21 protein-coding genes are annotated in these 24468 nt (G+C 61.0%); 13 read left to right on the top strand and 8 right to left on the bottom strand.

Features of this window, described 5'->3' with window-relative positions; translation table 11 throughout:
- The first annotated feature begins 65 nt into the window (after window positions 1-65).
- The 4 genes from ompR to FAY22_RS06170 all read left to right on the top strand — a co-directional run bounded on the left by ompR (window position 66) and on the right by FAY22_RS06170 (window position 4331).
- Window positions 66-827, top strand: coding sequence for a two-component system response regulator OmpR (ompR, locus tag FAY22_RS06185; protein WP_146329401.1), 762 nt, complete (start codon window positions 66-68; stop codon window positions 825-827).
- Window positions 828-845: 18 nt separating this feature from the next.
- Window positions 846-2198: an ATP-binding protein gene (locus tag FAY22_RS06180; RefSeq protein ID WP_146329400.1), complete on the top strand. Its 1353-nt coding sequence runs from the start codon at window positions 846-848 to the stop codon at window positions 2196-2198.
- 106 nt (window positions 2199-2304) lie between these two features.
- Window positions 2305-3483, top strand: a complete 1179-nt coding sequence (locus tag FAY22_RS06175; protein WP_146329399.1) for a DUF4382 domain-containing protein — start codon at window positions 2305-2307, stop codon at window positions 3481-3483.
- 242 nt (window positions 3484-3725) lie between these two features.
- Complete coding sequence (locus FAY22_RS06170) at window positions 3726-4331, top strand: DUF4382 domain-containing protein (RefSeq protein WP_146329398.1); 606 nt, start codon at window positions 3726-3728, stop codon at window positions 4329-4331.
- Window positions 4332-4359: 28 nt separating this feature from the next.
- Here the strand turns inward: FAY22_RS06170 and FAY22_RS06165 are convergent, their stop codons facing one another.
- A complete protein-coding gene (locus FAY22_RS06165) occupies window positions 4360-4656 on the bottom strand; it encodes an encapsulin-associated ferritin-like protein (RefSeq protein WP_146329397.1) in 297 nt (98 codons plus the stop codon).
- Window positions 4657-4857: 201 nt separating this feature from the next.
- Here FAY22_RS06165 and FAY22_RS06160 point away from each other — a divergent pair, with 201 nt between their 5' ends.
- A complete protein-coding gene (locus FAY22_RS06160; protein WP_146329396.1) occupies window positions 4858-6015 on the top strand; it encodes an iron-containing alcohol dehydrogenase in 1158 nt (385 codons plus the stop codon).
- A gap of 127 nt (window positions 6016-6142) precedes the next feature.
- The gene (locus tag FAY22_RS06155; protein ID WP_146329395.1) at window positions 6143-6346 is read left to right on the top strand and encodes a hypothetical protein; all 204 of its coding nucleotides are present in this window, start codon (window positions 6143-6145) and stop codon (window positions 6344-6346) included.
- A gap of 3 nt (window positions 6347-6349) precedes the next feature.
- Here the strand turns inward: FAY22_RS06155 and ispF are convergent, their stop codons facing one another.
- Both ispF and ispD read right to left on the bottom strand, forming a co-directional pair.
- Window positions 6350-6841 carry a 2-C-methyl-D-erythritol 2,4-cyclodiphosphate synthase gene (gene ispF, locus FAY22_RS06150; RefSeq protein WP_146329394.1) on the bottom strand — a complete coding sequence of 164 codons (492 nt, stop codon included), beginning with the start codon at window positions 6839-6841 and terminating at the stop codon, window positions 6350-6352.
- Window positions 6838-7536 carry a 2-C-methyl-D-erythritol 4-phosphate cytidylyltransferase gene (gene ispD, locus FAY22_RS06145; RefSeq protein WP_146329393.1) on the bottom strand — a complete coding sequence of 233 codons (699 nt, stop codon included), beginning with the start codon at window positions 7534-7536 and terminating at the stop codon, window positions 6838-6840. Before ispD ends, ispF begins: the two co-directional genes overlap by 4 nt.
- Window positions 7537-7681: 145 nt before the next feature.
- On the opposite strand from ispD, the gene mfd reads away from it, so the two are divergent.
- The 7 genes from mfd to FAY22_RS06110 all read left to right on the top strand — a co-directional run bounded on the left by mfd (window position 7682) and on the right by FAY22_RS06110 (window position 18187).
- Window positions 7682-11122, top strand: a complete 3441-nt coding sequence (gene mfd, locus FAY22_RS06140) for a transcription-repair coupling factor (protein WP_146329392.1) — start codon at window positions 7682-7684, stop codon at window positions 11120-11122.
- 88 nt (window positions 11123-11210) lie between these two features.
- Window positions 11211-12053 carry a phosphoserine phosphatase SerB gene (serB, locus tag FAY22_RS06135; protein ID WP_146329391.1) on the top strand — a complete coding sequence of 281 codons (843 nt, stop codon included), beginning with the start codon at window positions 11211-11213 and terminating at the stop codon, window positions 12051-12053.
- Between the two features lie 19 nt (window positions 12054-12072).
- Entirely contained in the window at window positions 12073-12435 is a 363-nt protein-coding gene (locus tag FAY22_RS06130) for a hypothetical protein (protein ID WP_146329390.1), read from the top strand.
- A 244-nt stretch (window positions 12436-12679) separates the two neighbouring features.
- Window positions 12680-13819, top strand: coding sequence for an FIST signal transduction protein (locus FAY22_RS06125; protein WP_146329389.1), 1140 nt, complete (start codon window positions 12680-12682; stop codon window positions 13817-13819).
- Between the two features lie 3 nt (window positions 13820-13822).
- A complete protein-coding gene (locus FAY22_RS06120) occupies window positions 13823-16612 on the top strand; it encodes an EAL domain-containing protein (RefSeq protein WP_146329388.1) in 2790 nt (929 codons plus the stop codon).
- A gap of 61 nt (window positions 16613-16673) precedes the next feature.
- Window positions 16674-17267: a hemerythrin domain-containing protein gene (locus FAY22_RS06115; protein WP_146333283.1), complete on the top strand. Its 594-nt coding sequence runs from the start codon at window positions 16674-16676 to the stop codon at window positions 17265-17267.
- Window positions 17268-17314: 47 nt separating this feature from the next.
- Window positions 17315-18187 carry a YihY/virulence factor BrkB family protein gene (locus tag FAY22_RS06110; RefSeq protein WP_146329387.1) on the top strand — a complete coding sequence of 291 codons (873 nt, stop codon included), beginning with the start codon at window positions 17315-17317 and terminating at the stop codon, window positions 18185-18187.
- A gap of 9 nt (window positions 18188-18196) precedes the next feature.
- On the opposite strand, the gene FAY22_RS06105 is transcribed toward FAY22_RS06110, so the two are convergent.
- The 5 genes from FAY22_RS06105 to pgeF form a co-directional block, all read right to left on the bottom strand.
- The gene (locus tag FAY22_RS06105) at window positions 18197-19387 is read right to left on the bottom strand and encodes a cystathionine beta-lyase (protein ID WP_146329386.1); all 1191 of its coding nucleotides are present in this window, start codon (window positions 19385-19387) and stop codon (window positions 18197-18199) included.
- Between the two features lie 12 nt (window positions 19388-19399).
- The gene (rimO, locus tag FAY22_RS06100) at window positions 19400-20755 is read right to left on the bottom strand and encodes a 30S ribosomal protein S12 methylthiotransferase RimO (RefSeq protein WP_146329385.1); all 1356 of its coding nucleotides are present in this window, start codon (window positions 20753-20755) and stop codon (window positions 19400-19402) included.
- Window positions 20756-20844: 89 nt separating this feature from the next.
- Window positions 20845-21417: a polyhydroxyalkanoate synthesis repressor PhaR gene (gene phaR / locus FAY22_RS06095; RefSeq protein ID WP_146329384.1), complete on the bottom strand. Its 573-nt coding sequence runs from the start codon at window positions 21415-21417 to the stop codon at window positions 20845-20847.
- Window positions 21418-21653: 236 nt separating this feature from the next.
- A complete protein-coding gene (gene phaC, locus FAY22_RS06090; protein ID WP_146329383.1) occupies window positions 21654-23363 on the bottom strand; it encodes a class I poly(R)-hydroxyalkanoic acid synthase in 1710 nt (569 codons plus the stop codon).
- Window positions 23364-23706: 343 nt separating this feature from the next.
- Window positions 23707-24465: a peptidoglycan editing factor PgeF gene (gene pgeF / locus FAY22_RS06085; protein WP_146329382.1), complete on the bottom strand. Its 759-nt coding sequence runs from the start codon at window positions 24463-24465 to the stop codon at window positions 23707-23709.
- Window positions 24466-24468: the final 3 nt, after the last annotated feature.

Genomic DNA, 24468 nt, shown 5'->3' with positions numbered 1-24468 from the left:
TAACTCTTTGTAATGCTTTTCATTAAGCAGATGAATCACCGACTTTCCGAAGTTACCATAGCGCCATGAATACGACAAATCCGACAACAAACCAACCCGCGTCCGCCGGACACCAGGCGAAAATCCTGGTGGTGGACGATGACCTGCGTCTGCGTGATCTGTTGCGCCGTTATCTGGCCGAGCAAGGCTTCAACGTGGTGACCGCGGAAAACGCGCAAGCCATGAACAAGCTGTGGATCCGGGAGCGCTATGATCTGCTGGTGCTGGACCTGATGCTCCCCGGGGAAGACGGCCTGTCGATCTGCCGGCGCCTGCGCGGGGCCGGCGACCAGACCCCGATCATCATGCTCACGGCTAAGGGGGAAGACGTCGACCGCATCGTCGGCCTGGAAATGGGCGCCGACGACTACGTGCCGAAGCCTTTCAATCCGCGCGAACTGGTGGCGCGCATCAATGCCGTCCTGCGCCGCAAGGGTCCGGACGAAATCCCGGGTGCGCCGTCGGAAACGCCTCAGACCTTCCGCTTCGGCGATTTCGTGCTCGATCTCGGCACCCGCACGCTCAAGCGCAACGACAGTACCATTTCGCTCACCACCGGCGAGTTCTCCGTGCTGAAGGTGTTTGCACGCCACGCGCGCCAGCCGCTGTCGCGCGAAAAGCTGATGGAACTGGCGCGCGGCCGCGAATATGAAGTGTTCGACCGCAGCCTGGACGTGCAGATTTCCCGCTTGCGCAAGCTGATCGAGCCCGACCCCTCCAATCCGATTTTCATTCAAACCGTGTGGGGACTCGGCTACGTATTCATCCCCGATGGCCAGCCGCGATAGGAGCATCGACCGCTTCGCATGAAGAAGATCCGACACCGCCTAGGCTGGCTCAGGAGCGGCCTGTTCTGGCGGACCTTCATTTTGCTGGCGTTCCTGATCACGGCAAGCCTGCTGACCTGGGTGGCCAGCTTCCGTACCGTGGAACGTACGCCGCGCGCGCAGCAGATCGCGGCGCAGGTGATTTCCATCGTGACCATTACGCGGGCGGCACTGACCCACTCCGCGCCGGATTTGCGGCGCGAGCTCCTGTTCGACCTTGCCAGCAATGAAGGCATCCGTGTCTACCCGCTGGAAAAAAATGATGCGATCGAGCCGCCCGAGGACAGCGGCGTGCTGCCGGTACTGGAGGCGGACGTCAAGGCCCGCCTTGGCAAAGACACGAAATTCGCCGGCAAGGTCAACGACGTAGCCGGTTTCTGGATCAGCTTCAAGATCGACGACGACGAATACTGGTTGCGGCTGGACCGCGAGCGCATCGAACGGGTATCGAACATCCAGTGGCTTGGATGGGGCGCCATTTCCCTCGCGCTGGCGCTGCTGGGCGCGGTCTTCATCTCGCGCCTGATCAACCAGCCGCTGTCGCGCCTGACCGACGCCACGCGCGCCATCGCCAAGGGCGTGCAACCGGAGCCGCTACCGGAAAAGGGCCCGACCGAGATCCGGGAAGCCAACCGCAGCTTCAACCAGATGGTGGCCGACCTGAAGCGACTGGAATCGGACCGTGCCATCATTCTTGCCGGCATTTCACATGACTTGCGTACGCCGCTGGCGCGCATGCAACTGGAACTGGAACTGGCCAAGCTGAGCGAAGACGCGCGCAACGGCATGCAATCCGACCTGGCGCAGATGGACTCGATCATCGGCCAGTTCCTGGAATACGCGAGACCGAGCGACAAGTCGCAGCACGACCCGGTCGAACTGAGCGCGCTGCTGTCCAGTTGCGCGCACGAGGCGGAACGCCTCCCGGATGTGCGGATCACGACCGACATCACGCCTGGCGTGAAGGTCATCGGCAACGCGACCGAGCTGAAGCGCGTCGTCCACAACCTGATCGAAAATGCCCGGCGTTACGGCAAGAGCGCCGGTATCGACCTGGCCGAAATCGATATTGCCTGTCATGTAGAAAACGGGCAGGCGGTGATCGAAGTGGCGGACAACGGCTCGGGTGTCCCGGAATCCGAAATGGAGCGCCTCCTGCGGCCATTTACGCGCATGGACGTTGCACGTGGGCAAGCTAATGGCTCGGGCCTGGGCTTGGCTATCGTCGATCGCATCATCAAGCGCCACCACGGCTCGCTCAAGCTGTCGAACCGAGCCAGCGGCGGGTTGAAGATCCGGATTGCCTTCGATACGCTGGCGATGCGGGTATAACAATTTCTTACACAGTCTCTCTTTGCACTTAATTTCCAATTCGTTACAGTTCTCTCTAGGTAAGGCTTCGGCCTGATATCGGCATCCAACACACCAGGGAGCTGCAATGAAAACATCTATATCCGTTCGCCATCTTGGCCTTCCCGTTGCTCTCAGCATCGCCGGCATGCTTGCCGCTTGTGGCGGTGGGGGCGACAGTGCCACGGCGCAGGGAACGGTGCAGGTCAAGCTGACCGATGCCCCCGCGTGCGGCTTCGATAACGTCAACGTGACCGTGACCAAGGTCCGCATCAACCAAAGTGCGACCGCCGGAGAAAGTGATGCTGGCTGGCAAGATATCGCACTGGACACACCCAGGACGATCGATCTGCTTACGCTGACCAATGGCTTGACGACCGACCTCGGTATCAAGACCCTGCCGGCCGGCCACTATACGCAGGTACGCCTGGTGCTGGACAAGACGCCGTCGGCCAATTCGGTCGTCGTTAGCGGCGCAACCAAGGCACTCTCCACCCCGAGTGGACAAACCAGCGGGCTGAAGGTCAATATCAAGGACGGCGGGTTCGATGTCACGGCCAATTCGACGGTGAACCTGGTGCTCGATTTCGACGCCTGCAAATCGATCGTTACCCAAGGTAACGGCAGCTATGCCCTCAAGCCTGTGATTACGGCATTTCCGGTGCTTGCCACAACTGGGATTACGGGCATCACCGGCAGCGTCGCCACCGGCCTGACCGCGCCGCTCGTCACTGCCCAGCAGAACGGCGTGGTGGTCAAGGCGACCGTGCCGACTTCGGACGGCAAGTTCGACCTGTCGCCGCTGCCCGACAGCTCCGTCTCGTACGTAGTCGTCCTGACCGCCGACGGACGCACCACTGCGGCCATCACGGGCGTTCCCGTGACTTCCGGCCAGAAGACGGCGATCGGCACAACGATCACGCCGACCGTTTCCACAACGCAGAGGATCATCAGCGGCACGGCGACACCGGTAGCGGCGCAAGCCCTGGTACGCGCCACGCAAAACTATTCGAACGGAACAACGGTCGAGGTCGGCTTCAAGAACGCCGATGCAAGCACGGGCCAGTACTCCCTGACGGTTCCGGTTGAAGCGCCGTTGCTGGGCAGCTACAGCACATCCGCGATCACCCTGGCGCCGGATGTGTCGGCCACCGCCGGCAAGTACACCCTGCAAGCGTCCGCCACCGGCTATGCATCCCAGACCGCGAATGTCGATGTCGGCAGTGCCGATGCCACAGCGAACTTCACGCTGGTACCTACACCCTGAACCGCACCTTAGAAACGCTCTCCGAGCCAAGCCTCCGCCTCCAAGCGGAGGCTTTTTTATTTTTCGGATGAGCCGACACAGTCGAAAAAACAGCGAGCCTTTTGTATAGCCACAACAGCAATACAAAAGGCTCGGAAGATCGGCCCGCGTCAATATAAAATATTGACTCTTAAACAATAATCACTAAAAACGCGGCGGCCGACATTGTCGAAGCGTACCGCATACCTGTTCAGGGAGACATCATGCGATTCAAGAAAATCGTCCAACATGCACGCTCGCTTGCAGCCGTTGGCGTTGCGGCCCAGCTCGCGGCTTGCGGCGGAGGTGGCGACCACGCTCTAGCCGAGGGGACGTTGCGCGTATCGCTCGCGAATACCGGGTCGAACACATGTGGTTACGATATGGTCCGCATTGCCGTGGACTCTGTCATGGTGAACCAGAGTGCGAACGCAATCCCTGGTGACGCCGGCTGGCAACCGAAGGATGTGCCGCTGGCACTCCGTCAGGCCAAGGACATGGATTTGTCTGCGCAGAACAACAACTCCCCGCAGGAAGTCGTCACGATGTCGGTACCCGCGGGGAATTATGCGCAAGTGCGCCTGTGGCTGGAACAAAACAGCGCGCTTGTCGTGGCACCCAGCTGGGTCATGCAATCGGGCACGAAGATCACCCTCGACACAAGCAAGGCCGCCACCGTCCCTGTTCCATACGCATTCACCGTGCCGGCGAACGGGCAAGTCGACCTAACTCTGAAACTCGATGTATGCCAGTCCATCGTCGATACCGGCAGCATGTTCGAGCTGAAATCGGCGCCGGTCATTACAGCCATGTCGACCACCGGCGCCTGATGGGCGGCCAAGCCGCGCAGAGAGCCGCTCAATCGGGCTCGTGACTGGCGATATCGCCCGGCTTGAACAGCACCTCGCGCAATTCGTGATCCATCTTCGGATCGCGCCGCCTGATCCATTCCAGCACCATCGCCGCATGCTCCTTTTCCTCGTCGCGGTTGTGCTCGAGGATGCGCTTCAATTCCTGGTCGCCTGTCGCGTCGATACGCTGGTTGTACCAGTCGACCGCTTCCAGTTCTTCCATCAGGGAAGTAATTGCGCGATGCATGTCCATGGTCGCCGGGGACAGTTTGTCGAGTGGTTCATGGAAGCCTTCGCTTGCCATAGTTTCTCCTTGGGTTAAGTCGTCGTAATGATCGAGGTCATTGTGAAATCTGCACAAGGAAAGCTCAAATTGGCAGTTTCAATATTGAAGATAGACAAACGCAATTCATGATCCCCTGAAAAGGCCCATGGCAAACCCGATTTCATGCTTGACGTTACAATAAGTCACGCAAAAAACGTTCGATAACCTTGGGAGATTCCGGTGCTGAACTTCGATTTATATAATCCGACCAACATTCTTTTCGGCAAAGGTCGCATCGCCGACTTGGCCAAGGTGGTGCCGGCCGATGCGCGTGTACTGTTGCTGTACGGCGGCGGCAGCATCAAGAGCAACGGCGTGTTCGATGAAGTGATGGCAGCACTGGCCGGACGCAGCGTGCAGGAGTTTGCCGGCATCGAGCCGAATCCGAGCTACGAAACGCTGATGCAGGCGGTCGAACTGGTACGCCGCGACAAGCTGGATTTCCTGCTGGCGGTCGGTGGCGGTTCCGTCATCGATGGCACCAAGTTCGTGGCGGCTGCCGCCTGCTTCGAAGGCGATCCCTGGGCGATCCTGGAAAAGCGCGGCCGCAACATCACGCAGGCGCTGCCGTTTGGCACCATCCTGACGCTGCCTGCCACCGGGTCCGAAATGAATGACGGCTCGGTCATCACGCGCAAGGCGCTGCAGGCGAAGATGGCGTTTTCCTCGCGGCTGGTATTCCCGAAATTCTCCATCCTCGATCCGTCCAAGACCTTCAGCCTGCCGGCCAGGCAGGTCGGCAACGGCGTGGTCGATGCGTTCGCGCACGTGATGGAACAGTACATGACCTATCCAGTGAATTCGCCGGTGCAGGATCGATTCGCGGAAGGCTTGCTGCAGACGCTGATCGAGGAAGGCCCGAAGGCGTTGGCGAAACCGGACGATTACGACGTGCGCGCCAACATCATGTGGTGCGCCACCCTTGCGCTGAATGGCCTGATCGGCGCCGGCGTGCCGCAGGACTGGGCCACGCACATGGTGGGTCACGAACTGACCGCCTTGTACGGACTTGACCATGCGCAGACGCTGGCGATCGTGTTGCCGGGCATGCTGCGCGTGCGCAAGGAAAGCAAGCGCGCGAAACTGCTGCAATACGCGGCGCGCGTGTGGAGCATCAGCGAAGGCGACGAGGATGCGCGTATCGAACAGGCGATCCGGCGCACCCAGGACTTCTTCGAACAGATGGGCGTGAAAACCCGCCTGTCCGACTACCAGTTGGGCGCGCAAAACATCGAGGCGATCCTGAAACACCTGGAAAACCACCGCATGGTGACGCTGGGAGAACAACGCGATGTAACGCTGGAAGTCAGCCGCAAGGTACTCGAACTGAGCGTGTAATCCCCATCCGCAATGCTTGAACTTCCTGCCGGACGGTCAATCTACCGGTGTGCCATGCCCGAGGGCATAACGGGGCTTGATCGTCGGCATGGCGTCGTGTCCATGCATCACGTTCGCAGGAGGATTCATGAATCCCACTCCCTCTTCCGGCAATACCGGCGCCAACGCGCCGCCCCACCTGAAACCCGGTGACGAAGCAGCGCCGGGCACGGTAGGCACCGGCGAAGACATCTGCCAGGATTGTTCCGGCACCGGCAAAAGGAAAGACGGCAGCGAGTGCCCGACGTGCGAAGGCACCGGCCGCATCGTGCAGGGCATCGGCGGCGGCTGAAAACTAGTCGCGCCGATAGACCAGGGCCACGGCTTCCGCCGCAATGCCCTCTTCCCGTCCGAGATAGCCGAGCTTTTCGTTGGTCTTGGCCTTGAGGTTGACCTGGCTCACCGCCACGTCGAGATCGGTGGCGACGTTCGCCGCCATCTGCGCGATATGCGGCGCCATCTTCGGTGCCTGCGCGATGATGGTGCCATCAACGTTGCCGATCAGGTAACCGGCGGCGGTCACGCGTTTGCACGCTTCGCGCAGCAGCGCCCGGGAGTCCGCGCCCGAGAATTGTGGATCGGTGTCCGGAAAATGCCGCCCGATGTCGCCCAACCCGGCAGCGCCCAGGATCGCATCGGTGATCGCATGCAGCAGCACGTCGGCGTCGGAATGCCCGAGCAAGCCGGTCTTATGCGGAATGACGACGCCGCCGATAATCAGCTTGCGCCCCGGCACCAGCGCGTGGCAGTCGTATCCTTGTCCGACCCGGAACGGTGGCAGGTTCATGCGATTCCTTTCAAATACAGTTCGGCCAGCGCCACATCGTGCGGCAGGGTGACCTTGAGATTGCGCGGGCTGCCTTCGACCAGCTTCGGCTGCAGGCCGAGCGCCTCGACGGCGCTGGCCTCGTCGGTGACTTCGTCCGCCTCTTCCAGCGCGCGGCGCAGCAAGGCGTAGCGAAACATTTGCGGCGTCTGCGCCGCCCACAAGTGTTCGCGCGAAACGGTTGCCTGCGCGCGGCGCTCGCCGTCGCTGCGCTTGAGCGTGTCGACCACCGGCAGCGCAAGCAAGCCGCCCACCGCATCGTCCCGCAACTCGCGCGCCAGCTTGCCGATCAGCTCGCCGGTCAGGCCCGGCCTGGCGGCATCGTGCACCAGCACCCAGTCGTCTTCGCCGACGTGGCCGCCGATGGCGCGCAAGCCGTTCAGCACCGACTGGTGCCGGGTTGCGCCGCCGTTGTAGATGACCGAGATGCGGTCGAACAGGTGGCGGGCGCCGGACAGCACATCGGCGATATAGCCGTCCTCGGCCGAGACGACGACGTAGGTATGCGCGATTTCCGGTGTCGCTGCGAAGGTATCGAGCACATGCCGCAGCATCGGCTTGCCGGCCAGCGGCATGTATTGCTTCGGACAACCGGCGCGCATGCGCGCGCCGACGCCGGCGGCGGGGATGAGCGCGAAATAACGTGGTGAAATCATTGCGTTCGAAGGAAAGGCCCCGTTCCGGCCGGGGCGAAGTGCTTGGTTTATAATCTCGACATATTTTCTCACAGCCAAAGTGCGCTGAAATGCAGGCATTTCGGTACTTTTTGGCGAAACATGACATTTCAGATGTCCCGACTTGATGTCATTCGATCTAAAGAAATCCCTTCCCAAGCCCGGTAACCGATTCGCCCTGCCCGCCGTGCACGGCTCGGCCGACGCCTTTGCACTGGCGCAGGGCGCCATCGAACTGAAGGCGCACAAGCGCATGCTGGCGGTGGTCGTCGCCAATGCCACCGATGCGCAGCGCCTGCTCGACGAAATCCCGTGGTTCGGCGGATCCGCCGACTTGCGCTGCCACCTGCTGCCGGACTGGGAAACGCTGCCCTACGACGCCTTCTCGCCGCACCAGGACTTGGTGTCCGAGCGCTTGGCGACGCTGTACGAAGTGCAGAATGGCCAGTGCGACGTGCTGCTGGTGCCGGCAACGACGGCCTTGTTGCGCATGGCGCCGCCCTCCTTCCTGGCGGCGCACACCTTTTACTTCAAGCAGGGCGAAACGCTGGACGAGGCACGCCTGAAAGCGCAGCTGACGCTGGCCGGCTACACCCATGTGTCGCAGGTGATGTCGCCGGGTGAATACTCGGTGCGCGGCGGCCTGATCGACCTGTTCCCGATGGGCTCGGCGCTGCCCTACCGGCTCGACCTGTTCGGCGACACGATCGAAACCATCCGCACCTTCGATGCCGACACCCAGCGCTCGCTCTACCCGGTGCGCGAGGTGCGCCTGCTGCCAGGCCGGGAATTCCCGATGGACGAAGCATCGCGCACCGCCTTCCGCGGCCGCTGGCGCGAAGAGTTCGAGGGCGATCCGTCCAAGTCGCCGATCTACAAGGACATCGGCAACGGCATCGCATCGGCCGGCATCGAATACTACCTGCCGCTGTTTTTCGAGGAGACGGCGACGCTGTTCCAGTACCTGCCGGACGACGCCACCTTCGCGCTGGTCGGCGACATCGACGGCGCGATCAAGCGCTTCTGGAGCGACACGCAGTCGCGTTATAAATTCCTGAAGGCCGACCGCGAGCGGCCGCTGCTGGCGCCGGAACGCCTGTTCCTGAAGGACGAGGATTTCTTCACGCTGGCCAAGCCGCATGGCCGCTGGGTGATCCAGGCTGGCGACGTCGCTTCCGAAATCTCGGCGCCGATCCCGAATATCGCCGTCAACCGCCGCGTCGAAGACCCGCTGGTCAACCTGCGCTCCTACCTGCTGCAGACCGACAAGCGGGTGATGATCTGCGCCGAATCGAACGGCCGGCGCGAAACGCTGCAGCAGTACTTCAACGAATACGACCTGGCGCTCGCGCCCTGCGACGGCTACGGCGACTTCGCCGGCGCTTCCGCCAAGCTGATGCTCGGCGTCGCGCCGCTGCATGCCGGCTTCGAGCTCGGCCCCGAGTTCGGCAATCTCGCCTTCATCACCGAAACCGAACTCTATGCCGGCTCCGGGCGCCGCGCCGGCAGGAGAAAACAGGAAGGCGCGACGCAGGTCGAATCGATGGTGCGCGACCTGTCGGAACTGAAGGTCGGCGACCCGGTCGTGCACGTGAACCACGGCATCGGCCGCTACATGGGCCTGGTCAGCATGGACCTGGGCGAAGGCGAGACCGAATTCCTGCACCTCGAATACGCGAAGGACACCAAGCTCTACGTGCCGGTGTCGCAGCTGCATGTGATCTCGCGCTACTCCGGTGCCTCTCCCGAGGACGCGCCGCTGCACGTGCTCGGTTCCGGCCAGTGGGAAAAGGCGAAGAAGAAGGCCGCGCAGCAGATCCGCGACACCGCCGCCGAGCTGCTCAACCTGTATGCGCGCCGCGCCGCCCGCCAGGGCCATGCGTTCCAGTATTCGGCGCGCGACTATGAGGCGTTCGCGGAGAGCTTCGGCTTCGAGGAAACGCCCGACCAGAGCGCCGCAATCAATGCCGTGATCAAGGACATGACCGGCGGCAAACCGATGGATCGCCTGATCTGCGGTGATGTCGGCTTCGGCAAGACCGAAGTCGCATTGCGAGCGGCCTTCGTTGCCGTCATGGGAGGCAAGCAGGTCGCGATCCTCGCCCCCACCACGCTCCTGGCCGAACAGCATGCGCAAACCTTCGCCGACCGCTTCGCCGACTGGCCGGTGAAGATCGCCGAACTGTCACGTTTCCGTACCGGCAAGGAGGTCACTGCGGCGATCAAGGGCATGGCCGAGGGCACGATCGACATCGTGATCGGCACCCACAAGCTGCTGTCGAACGAAGTGAAATTCTCGCGCCTCGGTCTGGTCATCATCGACGAGGAACACCGCTTCGGCGTGCGCCAGAAGGAGGCACTGAAAGCCCTGCGCGCCGAGGTCGATGTGCTCACGCTCACCGCCACGCCGATCCCGCGCACGCTCGGCATGGCGCTGGAAGGCTTGCGCGACTTCTCGGTGATCGCCACCGCGCCGCAAAAGCGCCTGGCGATCAAGACCTTCGTGCGTTCCGAGAACGACTCGGTGGTCCGCGAAGCCTGCCTGCGCGAACTGAAGCGCGGCGGCCAGGTGTACTTCCTGCATAACGAGGTCGAAACCATCCAGAACCGCAAGGCGATGCTGGAAGAATTGCTGCCGGAAGCGCGCATCGCGGTCGCGCACGGCCAGATGCACGAGCGCGACCTGGAAAAGGTGATGCGCGATTTCGTGGCGCAGCGCTTCAACATCCTGTTGTGCACCACGATCATCGAAACCGGCATCGACGTGCCGACTGCGAACACGATCATCATGCACCGCGCCGACAAGTTCGGCCTGGCGCAATTGCACCAGTTGCGCGGGCGCGTCGGGCGCTCACACCACCAGGCCTACGCCTACCTGCTGGTGCACGACGTGCACGGGCTGACCAAGCAGGCGCAGCGCCGGCTGGAAGCGATCCAGCAGATGGAGGAGCTGGGCAGCGGCTTCTATCTCGCGATGCACGACCTGGAAATCCGCGGCGCCGGCGAGGTGCTCGGCGAAAACCAGTCGGGCGAAATGATGGAGATCGGCTTCCAGCTCTATTCCGACATGCTCAATGAAGCGGTGCGCTCGCTCAAGAACGGCAAGGAACCTGACCTGGCCGCGCCGCTGTCGACCACTACCGAGATCAACCTGCATGTGCCGGCGCTGCTGCCGCAGGATTACTGCGGCGACGTGCACGAGCGGCTGTCGCTGTACAAGCGCTTTGCCAACTGTGCCACGCCGGAAGCCATCGACGGCTTGCAGGAAGAACTGATCGACCGCTTCGGCAAGATGCCCGATGCGGCCAAGGCGCTGATCGAGACGCATCGGCTGCGGATTGCCGCGATGCCGGTCGGGATTGTTAAAATCGACGCCCACGCGGAATTGGCTGTGCTGCACTTCCAGCCGAACCCGCCGATCGACGCGATGCGCATCATCGAGCTGATCCAGAAGAACCGCCACATCAAGCTGCACGGACAGGACAAGCTGCGCATCACGGCGAACATGCCGGATCTGGCGGCGCGCGTGTCGCAGGTGAAGGCGACCATCCGCTCGCTGGTCGGATAAGCACGAATTTCGAATAGCGCAGGTTGGCGCTCACGCCTCCTGCACCAGTTTTTTTATTTTTGTCGAGACTGCCGCAAGCAGCCCAGTAATGAACCTGATTCTCCAAGGCCTCGCCACCGACCGTTCCACCATCGACCGCATCGCCGCCATGGCGGACGCGCAGCGAATCGTCCAGATCCATCCGAACGCCTATCGCTGCGAAGGTGTCGGGCATTCCGACGCATTGAAAGCGAAGATCGACAGCGAATGCTTCGCAGCCCGGTTGGACTATGCCTTCAGCGCCGCGGCGCGCAAGCTGAATGACTTCGGCCTGGTCGCGATGGACATGGACTCGACGCTGATCACGATCGAATGCATCGACGAGATCGCCGACATGCAGGGGCTGAAACCGCAGGTGGCGGAAATCACCGAAGCCGCCATGCGCGGCGAGATCGAATTCCGCGAAAGCCTGACGCGCCGCGTGTCGCTGCTCAAGGGGCTGGATGCGGGCGCCTTGCAGCGCGTCTACGACGAACGGCTCAAGCTGTCTCCCGGCGCGGAAAAAATGCTTGCGGCGGTTCAGGCGGCCGGCCTGAAAACCCTTTTGGTATCGGGAGGCTTCACCTTCTTTACCGACCGCATGAAAACCCGCCTAGGCCTCGACTACACGCATTCCAACGAGCTGGAAATCGTCGACGGCAAGCTGACCGGCAAGGTGGTCGGCGGCATCGTCGACGCTGACGAAAAAAAGAACACCGTCGAACGCGTGTGCCGCGAACTCGGCATGTCGCCGAAACAAGCCATCGTCATGGGTGACGGCGCCAACGATCTGAAGATGATGGGCATTTCCGGCATGTCGGTAGCCTTCCGCGCCAAGCCGGTTGTGCGGGCGCAAGCGGACATCGCCTTGAATTTTGTAGGATTGGACGGCATTTTGCCTCTGTTCGATTAACTCACTCCAGGGAAACGCCATGGCCCAGGAACTCGTGTTCGATGAAAAGCTGCAATCCGCAAAGAACCTTGCATGGTGGCTGTATATCGGCCATGGCGCGAGCTTCCTGTTTTCGCTGGGAGCGTTTTCCTGGATTCCGCTGATTATCAATTACATCAAGCGCGACGAAGCCCTCGGCACTTTCGTCTACAGCCACCACAACTGGCAAATCCGCTCGTTCTGGTGGTTTTTCTTCTGGATGGCGATCAGCGTAATGCTGGCGTTTACCATCATCGGTATCCCGCTCGCGTGGCTGATCGGCACCGTCGTCTGGGTGTGGAAAGCCTATCGCTTGCTCAAGGGCATCCTGGACCTCAACGACAACAAGGCGATGCCTGTGTGACGCCACGTGGCGTCCCGTTTCCTGGCCCCATCCTTCCAAATAGGAAATAAACGGCGGCTATCCCGCTGCGGCATTGCCCGCCTGTCAATCAGCTCTGGGAAACATCGAGTCCATCCTCGCATTTATTTCTAGGAGATAAGATATCTTCGGTGTACTCTTTAAGCATCCATCGGCCACGCGTCGCCCTTGCAACTGAAATTGGCCGTCCGAAGAGCATGTCAGACATGCCGCTGGAGGGAGAGTCATGCAACTGAGTACATTTTCGTTTGACGCGGCAAACGGCTGGTCGCCGTCCGCGTTCCCGCCCCTGGATTCCGACCGGACGCTCGTCATGGTCTATGCCGCGCCCGGCTACATCGATAATCCCCAGCCCATCTCGGACCTGTACCGCGCCTATCCGCGCTCGCGCCTGATCGGCTGTTCCACGGCTGGCGAGATTGCCGGGCCGGAGGTCAACGACGGCAGCCTTTCCGTTGCAGTAGTCCGGTTCGAGCACAGTGATGTCGAAGCCGTCTCCGCTCAAATCCGCGATGCGGCGGATTCGCATGAAGCCGGCGCGCAGCTGGCTCGCCAGCTTTGCCGCGCCGGCTTGCGCAGTGTCTTCGTCCTGTCGGACGGATTGCATGTCAACGGCAGCGAACTGGTGAAGGGGCTGGCGGCCGCCTTGCCGGCCGATGTCACGGTGACCGGCGGTCTGGCAGCGGACGGCGACCGTTTCCGACGCACGTGGGTCATCCGCGACGGAAAGCCGGAGAGCGGCGTCATTACCGCGGTCGGCCTGTACGGCGAGCGGCTGCGCGTCACCCACGGCTCTCGCGGCGGCTGGGACAGTTTCGGTCCCGAGCGGCGCATCACCCGTTCCAACGGCAACATCCTGTACGAACTCGACGGCAAACCGGCGCTTGCCCTCTACAAGGAGTACCTGGGCGAACGGGCTTCTGGCCTGCCCGCCACCGGCCTGCTGTTTCCGCTGTCGATACGCAAGCAAGCCGGCGAATCGCGGCAGGTGGTGAGGACCATCCTCGGGATCGACGAAGCCAGGCAGGCGCTGATCTTCGCCGGCGATGTGCCCAAGGGCTATCTGGCGCAGCTGATGCGCGCCAATTTCGACCGCCTGCTCAACGGCGCGAGCCTTGCGGCCGACCAGGCCAAGGGCGACGGCCAGACGAGCGGCCCCGTGCTAGCGGTCGCTATCAGTTGCGTCGGCCGCCGCCTGGTGCTGGGCGAGCGCATCGAGGAAGAAACCGAAAGCACGCTGGAAAACCTGCCGCCGGCGACGCAGCAGGTCGGCTTCTATTCCTACGGCGAGATTTCCCCGTACACGAATGGCAGCTGCGACCTGCACAACCAGACGATGACCCTGACTACGTTTTCCGAGGCCTAATCCATGCCTCCCAACCATAACCTGCTGTTGCGGCAACTGAAAAAGCTCGGCATCGATAGCGTCGAAGGCCCCCAATCGCGGGAACAGTGGCTGCAATTCCTCGATCGTGTCAATCGCGCCTATACGGAAGCGGACCAGGAACGTTATCTGATGGAGCGTTCGCAGGAAATTTCTTCCCGCGAAATGCAGGAGCTTTACACCCGGCTGGAGGAGGCGCAGCGCATCGCCGGATTGGGAAACTGGTCGTTCAACCACCCGGATCGCCACGGGCACTGGTCGGAGGAGTGCTTCCGCATCTTCGATTTCGATCCCTCCTCGCCGCTGCCGACGTACCGCCGCATCCTGCAAAAGGTGCGGAAGAAGGACCGCCATCAGCTGACACAGGCCTTCCGGGCAGCGCGGCGGGAAGGCATGGACGGCGAGATCGAGTTCGGCCTGCGTCGCGCGAACGGCGGCACGCGGTGGGTGCGGGCACTGCTCCAACCGGTCAGGAACGGCGACGGCACGGTCGCGCGCCTGCACGGCACGATGATGGATATCACCGTGCGCAAGCATGGCGAGATACGGCAGGCGCTGAAGCACACGATCACCCGCACCGTGGCCGAGTCCGCCTCGATCGACGGCATCATGCCGCAGATCATACAGATCGTCTGCGAAACGGTGGGTTGGGCATGCGGCACGTTATGGATGCTGAACCACAAGGAAAATTCATGCGAACGCATCCACACATGGACCGCGCCCGATCCCCGCGTGCGCCAATTCCTCGATGAAGCGCCGCGCATGCTCGGCCTGCCCGCACGCGACAGCCTTGCGGGGCGCGTGATCGAAACGCGCCAGCCGGTGTGGATCGGCGACATTGGCCGTGCGCCGATCCACACGGCCGCCGCCGCGGCGCTCGACGCCGGCTTGCGCGCGGCATTCGCCTTCCCGATCCGGATGGGAGACGAGCTGCTGGCCGTGGCCGAATTCTTCAGCAAGCGGACGCAGGAAGCCGATGGCGAAATTCTGCAAAGCGCGGAATCGATCGGGCGCCATATCAGCCAAGTGCTGCAGCGCAGGCAGGCCCAGCACGCCCTGCACGAGAGCGAAGCCCACTTCCGTGCCCTGGTGGAGCAGGCCAGCGACAGCTTCTACGTGCACGACAGCGCTGGCCGCCTGATCGACGTCAACCGGCACGCATGCGACAGCCTCGGTTACAGCCGCGACGAACTGCTGTCGATGACCATGATGGAGATCGACGTCGACCTTTCCCTGGCCGACCTGCGACACCTGCAGGCAAGCGCCGTCGAGGGCGCGGCGCTTGCCGTCGAGAGCCGCCACCGGCGCAAGAACGGCTCCACCTTTCCGGTCGAGATCCGCATGGGACCGATCCGCATCGGCGGCAAGGAACACCTGCTGTCGCTGGTGCGCGACGTCACCGAGCGCAAGGTCTTGCAGGAGCATATCCAGCATCTCGCCTACCACGATGCGCTCACCGCCCTGCCCAACCGCGCCATGTTCAACCGCCACCTGCGCCACGCCATCGCGCAGGCGCAGCGCTACAACAAGCGGCTGGCGGTGCTGTTCGTCGACCTCGACCGCTTCAAGAACATCAACGACACGCTCGGCCACGAAGCCGGCGACCGCCTGTTGCAGGAAATGGCGCATCGCATCGGCTCCAGCCTGCGCAGCGGCGACGTGGTCGCGCACCTGGGCAACGCGGAAAGCCTGGTGGCGCGCCTGGGCGGCGATGAATTCGTGGTTCTGGTCGAGGAAGTGACGGACAGCGCCCAGGTCAGCCAGATCGCCCGCCGCATCCTGGCAGCGACGGTCAAGGAATACCTGCTCGACGGCCAGCTGGTCCACATGACGGCGAGCGTCGGCATCAGCCTGTTCCCGGAAGACGGGCGCAACGAATATGCGCTGATGAAGCACGCGGACATCGCGATGTACCGGGCCAAGGACAGCGGCAAGAACACGTTCCAGTTTTATTCTGCCCAGATGGATGCCCATTCGGCCAAGCTGCTGGCGCTCGAATCGGGCCTGCGGCGCGCCATCGAACGCAACGAGCTGACGCTGCACTATCAGCCCAGGGTGGATGCGAACAGCGGACGCATCACCGGGGTGGAAGCGCTGGTGCGCTGGCATCATCCCGATCTGGGGCTGGTGGCGCCGGCGCACTTCATTCCGCTGGCTGAAGAAACCGGCCTGATCGTGCCGCTGTCGAAATGGGTGCTGAGGCAAGCGTGCCTTCAATGTTGTCAATGGAAACAACTGGGCCTGCCGCCCTTGCGTGTTTCGGTCAACCTGTCGGCACGGCAGTTCACCGACGACAACCTGTCCGGCGAAACGGCAAGGACACTGCGGGAAGTCGGCATGGACCCGTCCCTGCTCGAACTCGAAATCACCGAGAGCATGATGATGTACAACACCGACCGGACCATTCAGGTGCTGTCGGAATTGCGCATGATGGGTATCGGCATTGCCATCGACGATTTCGGCATCGGTTATTCCTCCCTGTCTCACTTGAAACAGTTCCCTATCGACATCATCAAAATGGACCGCTCGTTCATCAAGGACATTCCCGGCGATTATTCGGATGCCGCCATCGCCGACGCCATCATTGCAATGAGCCAACGTCTCAAGGTCATGGTCGTGGCCGAAGGTGTGGAAACCGATGCACAGCTTGATTTCCTGCGCGAACGCGGCTGTGACGAAATTCAGGGCTACTACTTCAGCAAGCCATTGCCGCCAGACGAATTCGTCAGATTCGCATTGGACAATCTCGCTGTTCCCCAGCGCATCAAGGCCTAGGCACATCGATTGCTTGGCTGGAGGCGTCTTCGCCCTCACCTCGCCAATGGAGGATGCCAGCATGAAATCGATCACCCGTTCCGTCGCCAACACACTCTCGCCATCCATTACCAACATGATTCGGATGGATCATACCCATGTCATGGCGACCTTCCATGAGTATGAAATGGATACAAGTCCGCAGAAAAAAAAGGCATTGGTCGATTCGGCCTGCCTGGCACTGGAAATTCATGCGCAGCTAGAGGAAGAAATTTTTTACCCGGCCATGCGTGAACTTGCCGCCGATACGGCCGTCGTGGAAAAAAGCATTCCGGAACATAACGAAATGCGCCGCCTGATTGCCGAACTGCGCCACATGGAGCCAACCGATCCGGCTTATGACAAGACATTCCTGGAATTGATGCGCGACGTGATGCACCACGCCGCCGATGAAGAGACCTCGCTGCTGCCCGACGCGGAGCGGTTGCTCGCGGACCGGCTGGGCGAACTCGGCGTACGTATGACCAAGCGCCGGCTGCAGCTGGCCGCACCGCATGCCGGCGAACTTGCACGCGGCACGGTGCGCACTTTCCCCGTCACTTCGGTTGCGGTGGCGGCAGGAGCGCTACTGGCCGGGACCTACCTGGCACGCCGAACCTTTGCCCGGCATGCTTGATGTAAAGACTTGCCAACCGTCCGATCACTTTACTGGGGGTAACGCTCATGCAGATTCCCGGTCTCCGGGGGCTTTCTCCCCTCGCGCTCATCAAGGAATCCGTCAAGGCCTTTTCCGACGACGACATGTCGACCTATGCGGCGGCGCTCTCCTACCAGGTTTTGTTTTCGCTTTTTCCGTTTGTGCTATTCCTGATCGCGCTGCTCGGTTTCCTCAACCTGTCCGATTTCTTTGACTGGCTGCGGCAACAGGCGCAGGTATTCTTGCCCGGGCAGGCGATGCAACTGGTCGACAAGGTGATCCACGAGCTCAAGCAGCCCAAGGGGGGGCTGATGTCGATCGGTGCTATCGTCGCCCTCTGGACCGCTTCGGCCGGCATACGTGCCACGATGAATGCACTGAACACGGCTTACGACGTGGAGGAAGGCCGCCCGGCCTGGAAACTTTATCCGCTCTCGGTGGTGTATACGCTCGGGCTTGCCGCCATGCTGATCGCTGCCGCGGCCTTGTTCATAATCGGACCGCAGGCGGTGCAGTGGGTAGCGCGCCACCTCGGTCTGGAGCAGATTTTCGTGTTTTTGTGGACCTGGCTGCGCTGGCCGGTAGTCCTGTTCCTGCTCACACTGGCGATTGCCGTGGTTTATTATGTCGCGCCCGATGTCGAGCAGGAATTCCGCTTCATCACGCCCGGTGCAGTGTTGTCCGTCATCGTTTGGATTGCCGCCTCACTGGGCTTTGATTTCTACGTACGCAATTTCGCGGACTACAGCGCCTCCTATGGCAGCGTCGGCGCGATCATCGTGATGCTGCTGTACTTTTACATCTCGGCCGCGGTGCTGCTGTTCGGCGCCGAGGTCAACGCGGTGATCGAGCATCATGCGCCGACAGGCAAGGATCCCGGCGAAAAGAAGATGCCTTGACAGCCCGAGTCAGGCGCAGTGCAGCGCCGCGAGCGCCTGTTCGATATCGGCGATCAAGTCCTGCGGATCTTCCAGCCCGATGTTGAAGCGCACCAGCTGACCCTGCTCGCGCCAGTTCGCGCGCATCCCCTGGATACGGTATGGCACGCACAGGCTGTTGGCGCCGCCCCAGCTGTAGCCGATCTTGAACAGCTTGAGGCTGTCGATGAAGCGGTCGGTCTGCGCCTCGCTGTAGCGCGCGTCGAACAAGACCGAGAACAGTCCGCCGGCGCCGGTAAAGTCGCGCTTCCAGATTTCATGGCCCGGGCAATCCGCGAATGCGGGATGCAGGACCTTGGCGATTTCCGGCCGCGCCTTGAGCCACGCGGCGACCTTGCGCGCGGCGGCATCATGCGCATCGAAGCGCAGTTTCATGGTCGGCAGTCCGCGCAGCACGAGGTAGCAGTCGTCCATGCCGACGCCGTAACCGAGACGCATATGGGCCATCTCGATACGATTGATCAAATCCTTGTCGCGCGTAATGACCGCTCCCATCAACACGTCGGAGCCGCCTGACTGGTACTTGGTGAGCGCCTGCATCACGATGTCGACGCCGTAATCGAAGGCGCGAAAAGCGATGCCCGCCGACCAGGTATTGTCGATCGCCACGTAGACTTTCTGCCCGCCCGCACTCTTGCTTTGCGCGGCACGGCAGATGGCGGGAATGTCGGGCACTTCCATCGACACCGAGCCCGGTGCTTCAGTCCAGATCAGACGGGTATTCGGCTGGATCAGGTCGGCAATCCCTTCCCCGGCCAACGGATCGTAGAAGCGCGCGGAAATGCCAAAATCGCGCGCCAGCCAGTTGCCAAGCTCGCGGTTCGGGTTGTAAACGTTATCCGGGATTAGCACATCGTCGCCGCTTTTCAGCAGCGCGAGGTCGATCATCGAGATCGCCGCCAAGCCGCTTGGCGCCAGCAGGCAATGCTCGCCGCCCTCGATCTGCGCCAGGCGCGCCTCCAGCGTGAATGACGTCGGCGTGCCGTGCAAGCCGTAGGTGTAGGAATTCTTGTCCTGCCAGTTGCGCGAACGCATAGCGGCCACATTCTTGAACAGGACGGTGGACGCATGATGAATCGCCGTCGGAAATGCGCCGAATCCGGCCGGCGCCTTGTAGTCGCTGTGAATGAGAGCGGTCTGAAGCGATTTGCGATCCGTCATGCGTCCTCCCGGTCAGGCTTCCGCCCACAAGTCGTAGGCATCGGCGGCAGTCACCCGGACATCCACGAATTCGCCGACGCGCAGCTTCCTGTGCGGTTCGTACGGCGGCTTGACGTAAACTACGCCGTCGATTTCCGGAGCATCGGCGGAGGAACGCGCGACGGCGCCGCCGGTCTTCTCCACCTCGTCGATCAGCACACGGATGGTCTTGCCGACTTTCGCCTGCAGGCGCTTCTTGGAAATCCCTTCCTGCAGCGCCATCACACGGTCGCGCCGCTCGTCGCGCACTTCTTCCGGCACCGGGTTCGGCAACTCGTTGGCCGTCGCGCCTTCCACCGGCGAATACGAGAAGCAACCGAGCCGGTCGATCTCGGCTTCCGCCAGGAAGTCCAGCAGGTACCGGAACTCCGATTCCGTCTCGCCCGGGAACCCGGCGATGAAAGTGGAGCGGATCGTCAGGTCCGGGCACATCTTGCGCCAAGCCTGGATGCGTTCGATATTCTTTTCGCCGTTGGCCGGGCGCTTCATGCGCTTCAACACATCCGGGTGTGCATGCTGCAGCGGCACGTCGAGGTAAGGCAAGACCCTGCCCTGGGCCATCAGCGGGATGATGTCGTCGACGTGCGGATACGGATACACGTAGTGCAGGCGCACCCACGCATCGTATTGCGCGGCCAGCTCGCCCAACGCGGTCACCAGTTGCGTCATGTGGGTCTTGACCGGCTTGCCGTTCCAAAAGCCGGTGCGGAACTTCACGTCAACGCCGTACGCGCTGGTATCCTGCGAAATCACCAGCAATTCCTTGACGCCCGCCTTGAACAGGTTTTCCGCCTCCAGCATCACATCGGCCACCGGGCGCGACACCAGATCGCCGCGCATCGACGGGATGATGCAGAAGCTGCAGCGGTGATTGCAGCCCTCGGAAATCTTCAGGTAGGCATAGTGTTTCGGCGTGAGCTTGATGCCCTGCGGCGGTAACAGATCGACGAACGGATCGTGCGGCTTGGGCAGGTGCTGGTGGACCGCGCCCATCACTTCGCCAAGCGCATGCGGTCCGGTCACCGCCAGCACCTTCGGATGCACGCTCTGGACGATGTCATTGCCGGCAGCATCCTTTTTCGCGCCCAGGCAACCGGTGACGATCACCTTGCCGTTTTCATTGAGCGCCTCGCCGATCGCATCGAGCGACTCCTGCACGGCGGCATCGATGAAGCCGCAGGTATTGACGATCACCAGATCGGCGCCGTCGTACGACTTCGCCGTTTCATAGCCTTCGGCGCGCAACTGGGTAATGATTTGTTCCGAATCGACCAGTGCCTTGGGGCAGCCGAGCGAGACGAAACCGACTTTGGGAGAAGAATCGGACATAACAAAAAAGGGTACAAAGCAATCCGCTATTGTACCCTTTCAAGCCGCCGTTCTCGCCTGCAGAGGCAAGAGTTGCACTAAAGCGTGGACTATTTCTTGTCCTTGTCGGTCATGCCAGGAAACGGGAAATTCCCCGGAAAGCTGCCGAACATATTCTTGGTCTGGTTCTGCATCTGCTCCTGCATCTGCATAAACAAATTCTTGCTCTGCTCGATGTAGTTGCTCATCATCCCCTGCATCATCGGCCCCTGCACATTCATGAACTGGGTCCACATTTCCTGACTAAACGGCTTGCCTTCGTAAAAGCCCTTGGAAGTTTCGGCCAGCTTGTTCTGGATGTCGATGAAGGCCTGGATATTTTTCTCGATATAGGAACCCATCATCCCCTGCATCGCGTGGCCGTAGTAACGGATGATCTGCGACAGCGCACTGCTGGAAAACATCGGCGTGCCGTTCGCCTCTTCTTCCAGGATGATCTGCAAAAGAATGCTGCGAGTCAGGTCTTCCTCGGTCTTGGCATCGACGACGGTGAACTCTTCGTTGTCGAGCACCAGTTGCTTCACGTCGGAGAGCGTAATGTAGGAACTGGTCTGGGTATCGTAAAGGCGGCGGTTCGGATACTTCTTGATCAAGCGCTCGGTAGCCTTTTTTGCACTATTCATCGAATTTCCAGTGTTTTGCGTTGCAACGCATTTATGCCGTTTTATAAAAAGCGAACATGCGTTCGCCTCTGTCTCGTTTAATTATAGTGCGAGAAAACAAAGATTTACGCAACTATTGCCAGATTATTATAAGGTTATTGCAATGCAATTGAGAACAACTTTATTTCTTTTTAGCAATGCCAATACGCCATGCATGGCGTATTGGCAAAAGATACGTTATCCATCCGGCGCGCCGCTTATTCCGCCTTGACCTTCACATAGCGGCCCGGTGCAGGCTCGATCACCTTGTACTTGGGGTTGCCGTACTTGGGTGCCTTCACTTGCTCGCCTGCGTTTGCACCGAGGAATGACGACCATTCCGGCCACCAACTGCCCGGATGCTCGGTCGCGCCTTTCATCCATGCGTCGGCGCTGGCCGCCGGCTTGTCGTTGGTCCAGTAGCTGCGTTTCTTCTTGGCCGGCGGATTGATCACGCCAGCGATGTGGCCGGACGCGCCGAGCACGAAACGGTTATTGCCGCGCTTTCTGGCGTTCAAGAGGTTGTTCGATTCGTAGGCGGCGGTCCACGGAACGATGTGATCTTCGCGCGACCCGTAGATGAAGACCGGCGCATCGATTGCGCCGAGATCGACCGGCTCGCCAGCCACCGTGAGCTTGCCCGGCACCTTCAGGCTGTTTTCAAGGTAAAGGTTGCGCAGGTACCAGCAGAACATCGGTCCCGGAAGATTGGTGGCATCCGCATTCCAGTACAGGAGGTCGAACGGCGGCGGGTTTTCCCCCTTCAGGTAGTTCGACTTCACGTAATTCCAGACTAGGTCGTTCGGCCGCAGACTGGAAAATGCGGACGTGAAATCTCGTCCCGGCATGAGCCCGCCGTTGCCGATGGTCTTTTCGCGCAACGCAACCTGCGCCTCGTCGATGAAGACGTCGATGACGCCGGTCTCCGAGAAATCCAGCAGCGTGGTCAGCAGGGTGACGCTGGACACGGGTTTTTCGCCGCGCGCAAAAAGCAATGCCAGTGCTGTCGACAGAATCGTTCCGCCCACGCAGAAGCCAAGTGCATTGATCTGGTCCTGCTTGGAAATGTCACGCACGACGTTAATTGCCTCGATCGCGCCTTGTTCGATATAGTCGTCCCAGGTCGCATTGGCCAGCGAGGCATCCGGATTGCGCCATGAAACGAGGAATACCGTGTGTCCTTCGCTGACGGCATAGCGCACCAGCGAATTTTCCGGCTGCAGATCCAGAATGTAGTACTTGTTGATGCAAGGCGGAACCAGCAGCAGCGGTCGCTCGAAGACGGTTTTTGTCAGGGGCTTGTACTGGATGAGCTGGAAAAACGCGTTTTCGAATACGACCGCGCCTTCGGTAGTGGCCACATTGCGCCCGACTTCGAAAGCGGACTCGTCAGATTGCGAGATATGGCCTTTTTGCAAGTCTTCGATCATGTGGGAAATGCCTTTCATCAGGCTCTCTCCCTTGGTCTCGATCAGTTTTTGCTGTGCTTCCGGATTGGTCGCGAGAAAATTTGCCGGCGACATGGCATCGACCAATTGCTGAACCGCGAAGCGGATTTTCTGCTTCGCGCGCGGCGTTGCTTCCACGGCGTCCGCCATGGCCATCAGGAATCGCGAATTCAGCAAGTACGTGGCGGCGTTGAAAGCGAACATCGGGTTCGACTGCCATTCCGGGCCGGCGAAGCGCCGGTCGGGAATCGCGGGCGTCTTTGAGCTCAGCATCTCCTGCCACAGCGAAGAGCATTGCTGCATATAGTCGTTCTGCAACTGCGCAATCGTTGAGGGATCGATAGTCGCACCGAACTCCTTCATCGTTGCGGTGATCGGCTTCGTATCAATTTGCTGGGTTTTGAGCCAGGATTGCCATGCCGTGGGATCGAACTTGGGCATCCACGAGGCGAAATCGGTTTGCGGGGTGAACATGTTCATGCGTGCATCTCTAGGTTTTGACGTGTCGTTGAAGTTCGGGTGTGGTACTTAACCTTCGGTTCGATCGCTGCCATCGCCGGATTTATCTTGTTTTTGCAATGCCTGTCACCGTGCGATTCTCCTTGCCGGCCACGATCTGTATGCTGTACGTCTAGTGTCTCCCCAGCAGCCCATTTTAACTTGCCGTATACACGCCAGCGCCAAGCCCATAACAAAGAAATTGAAAATATTTCCGCATAACGGATTGAATCATGCGCTTGATATTTCTCTTGAGAAAGGCAATGACGAGAGGTACAGGCCAATTGAAATGGGCGCACCAATCTTCACCCATGAAAGAAGGCAACTATTTGAGCCAAATCAACGATGCCATACGGCCAGTCGTCTTGTCGCGTCGATAGGAAAAAAAACTTCCTCGATCGGTCACGGTGCACAGGCCGCCGCCGTATATGCGGGTGATGCCCGCATGCGCGAGTATCGCCCTCGCCAAGCTATAAATATCGGCCCAATATTTTCCCGCCTGATCGGGATTCGGCATGAATGCCGCAGCAAGGCGGGCATCGCGCTTGACGAATGCGTCGTACACGTCTTGCCCGACCTCGAAGCGCTCCGGGCCGATGGCCGGCCCGAGCCAGGCCAAGATTTCATCCGCGCCCGCGTCGCGCATGCGCGCGATCGTGTTGTCCAGTACGCCTTGCGCCAAGCCGCGCCATCCGGCATGCGCGGCGCCGACCGCGCGCCCTCGCGTATCGCAAAACAACACCGGCAGACAGTCCGCGGTCTGGATGACGCAGACGACTCCGGGCTGATTCGCAACGCTGGCGTCCGCGTCCGGAACAGTCTGACCTATGCCGGCGGCGTCGACCACCGTCGTGCCGTGCACTTGCGACAGCCAGGCAGGCTCGGCCGGCAAATGCTGGCGCAACAGCGCCCTGTTGCGGGCGACGTGCGCGGGATCGTCTCCGACATGCGCGCCCAGATTCAGTCCGCCGCCGCCTACACCATCGTCATACGGCGCACGGCTCACGCCGCCTATGCGCGTGGTCGACAGTGCTGCGACGTTGGGAGGCGCACCGATCCAGTCGGGGACGACGAAATGGGGCATTGA

This window comes from Noviherbaspirillum sp. UKPF54, assembly GCF_007874125.1.
Lineage (GTDB): Bacteria > Pseudomonadota > Gammaproteobacteria > Burkholderiales > Burkholderiaceae_D > Noviherbaspirillum.
Note: the sequence above shows the minus strand (reverse complement) of the source record. Positions and strands in the feature narration are given on the sequence as shown.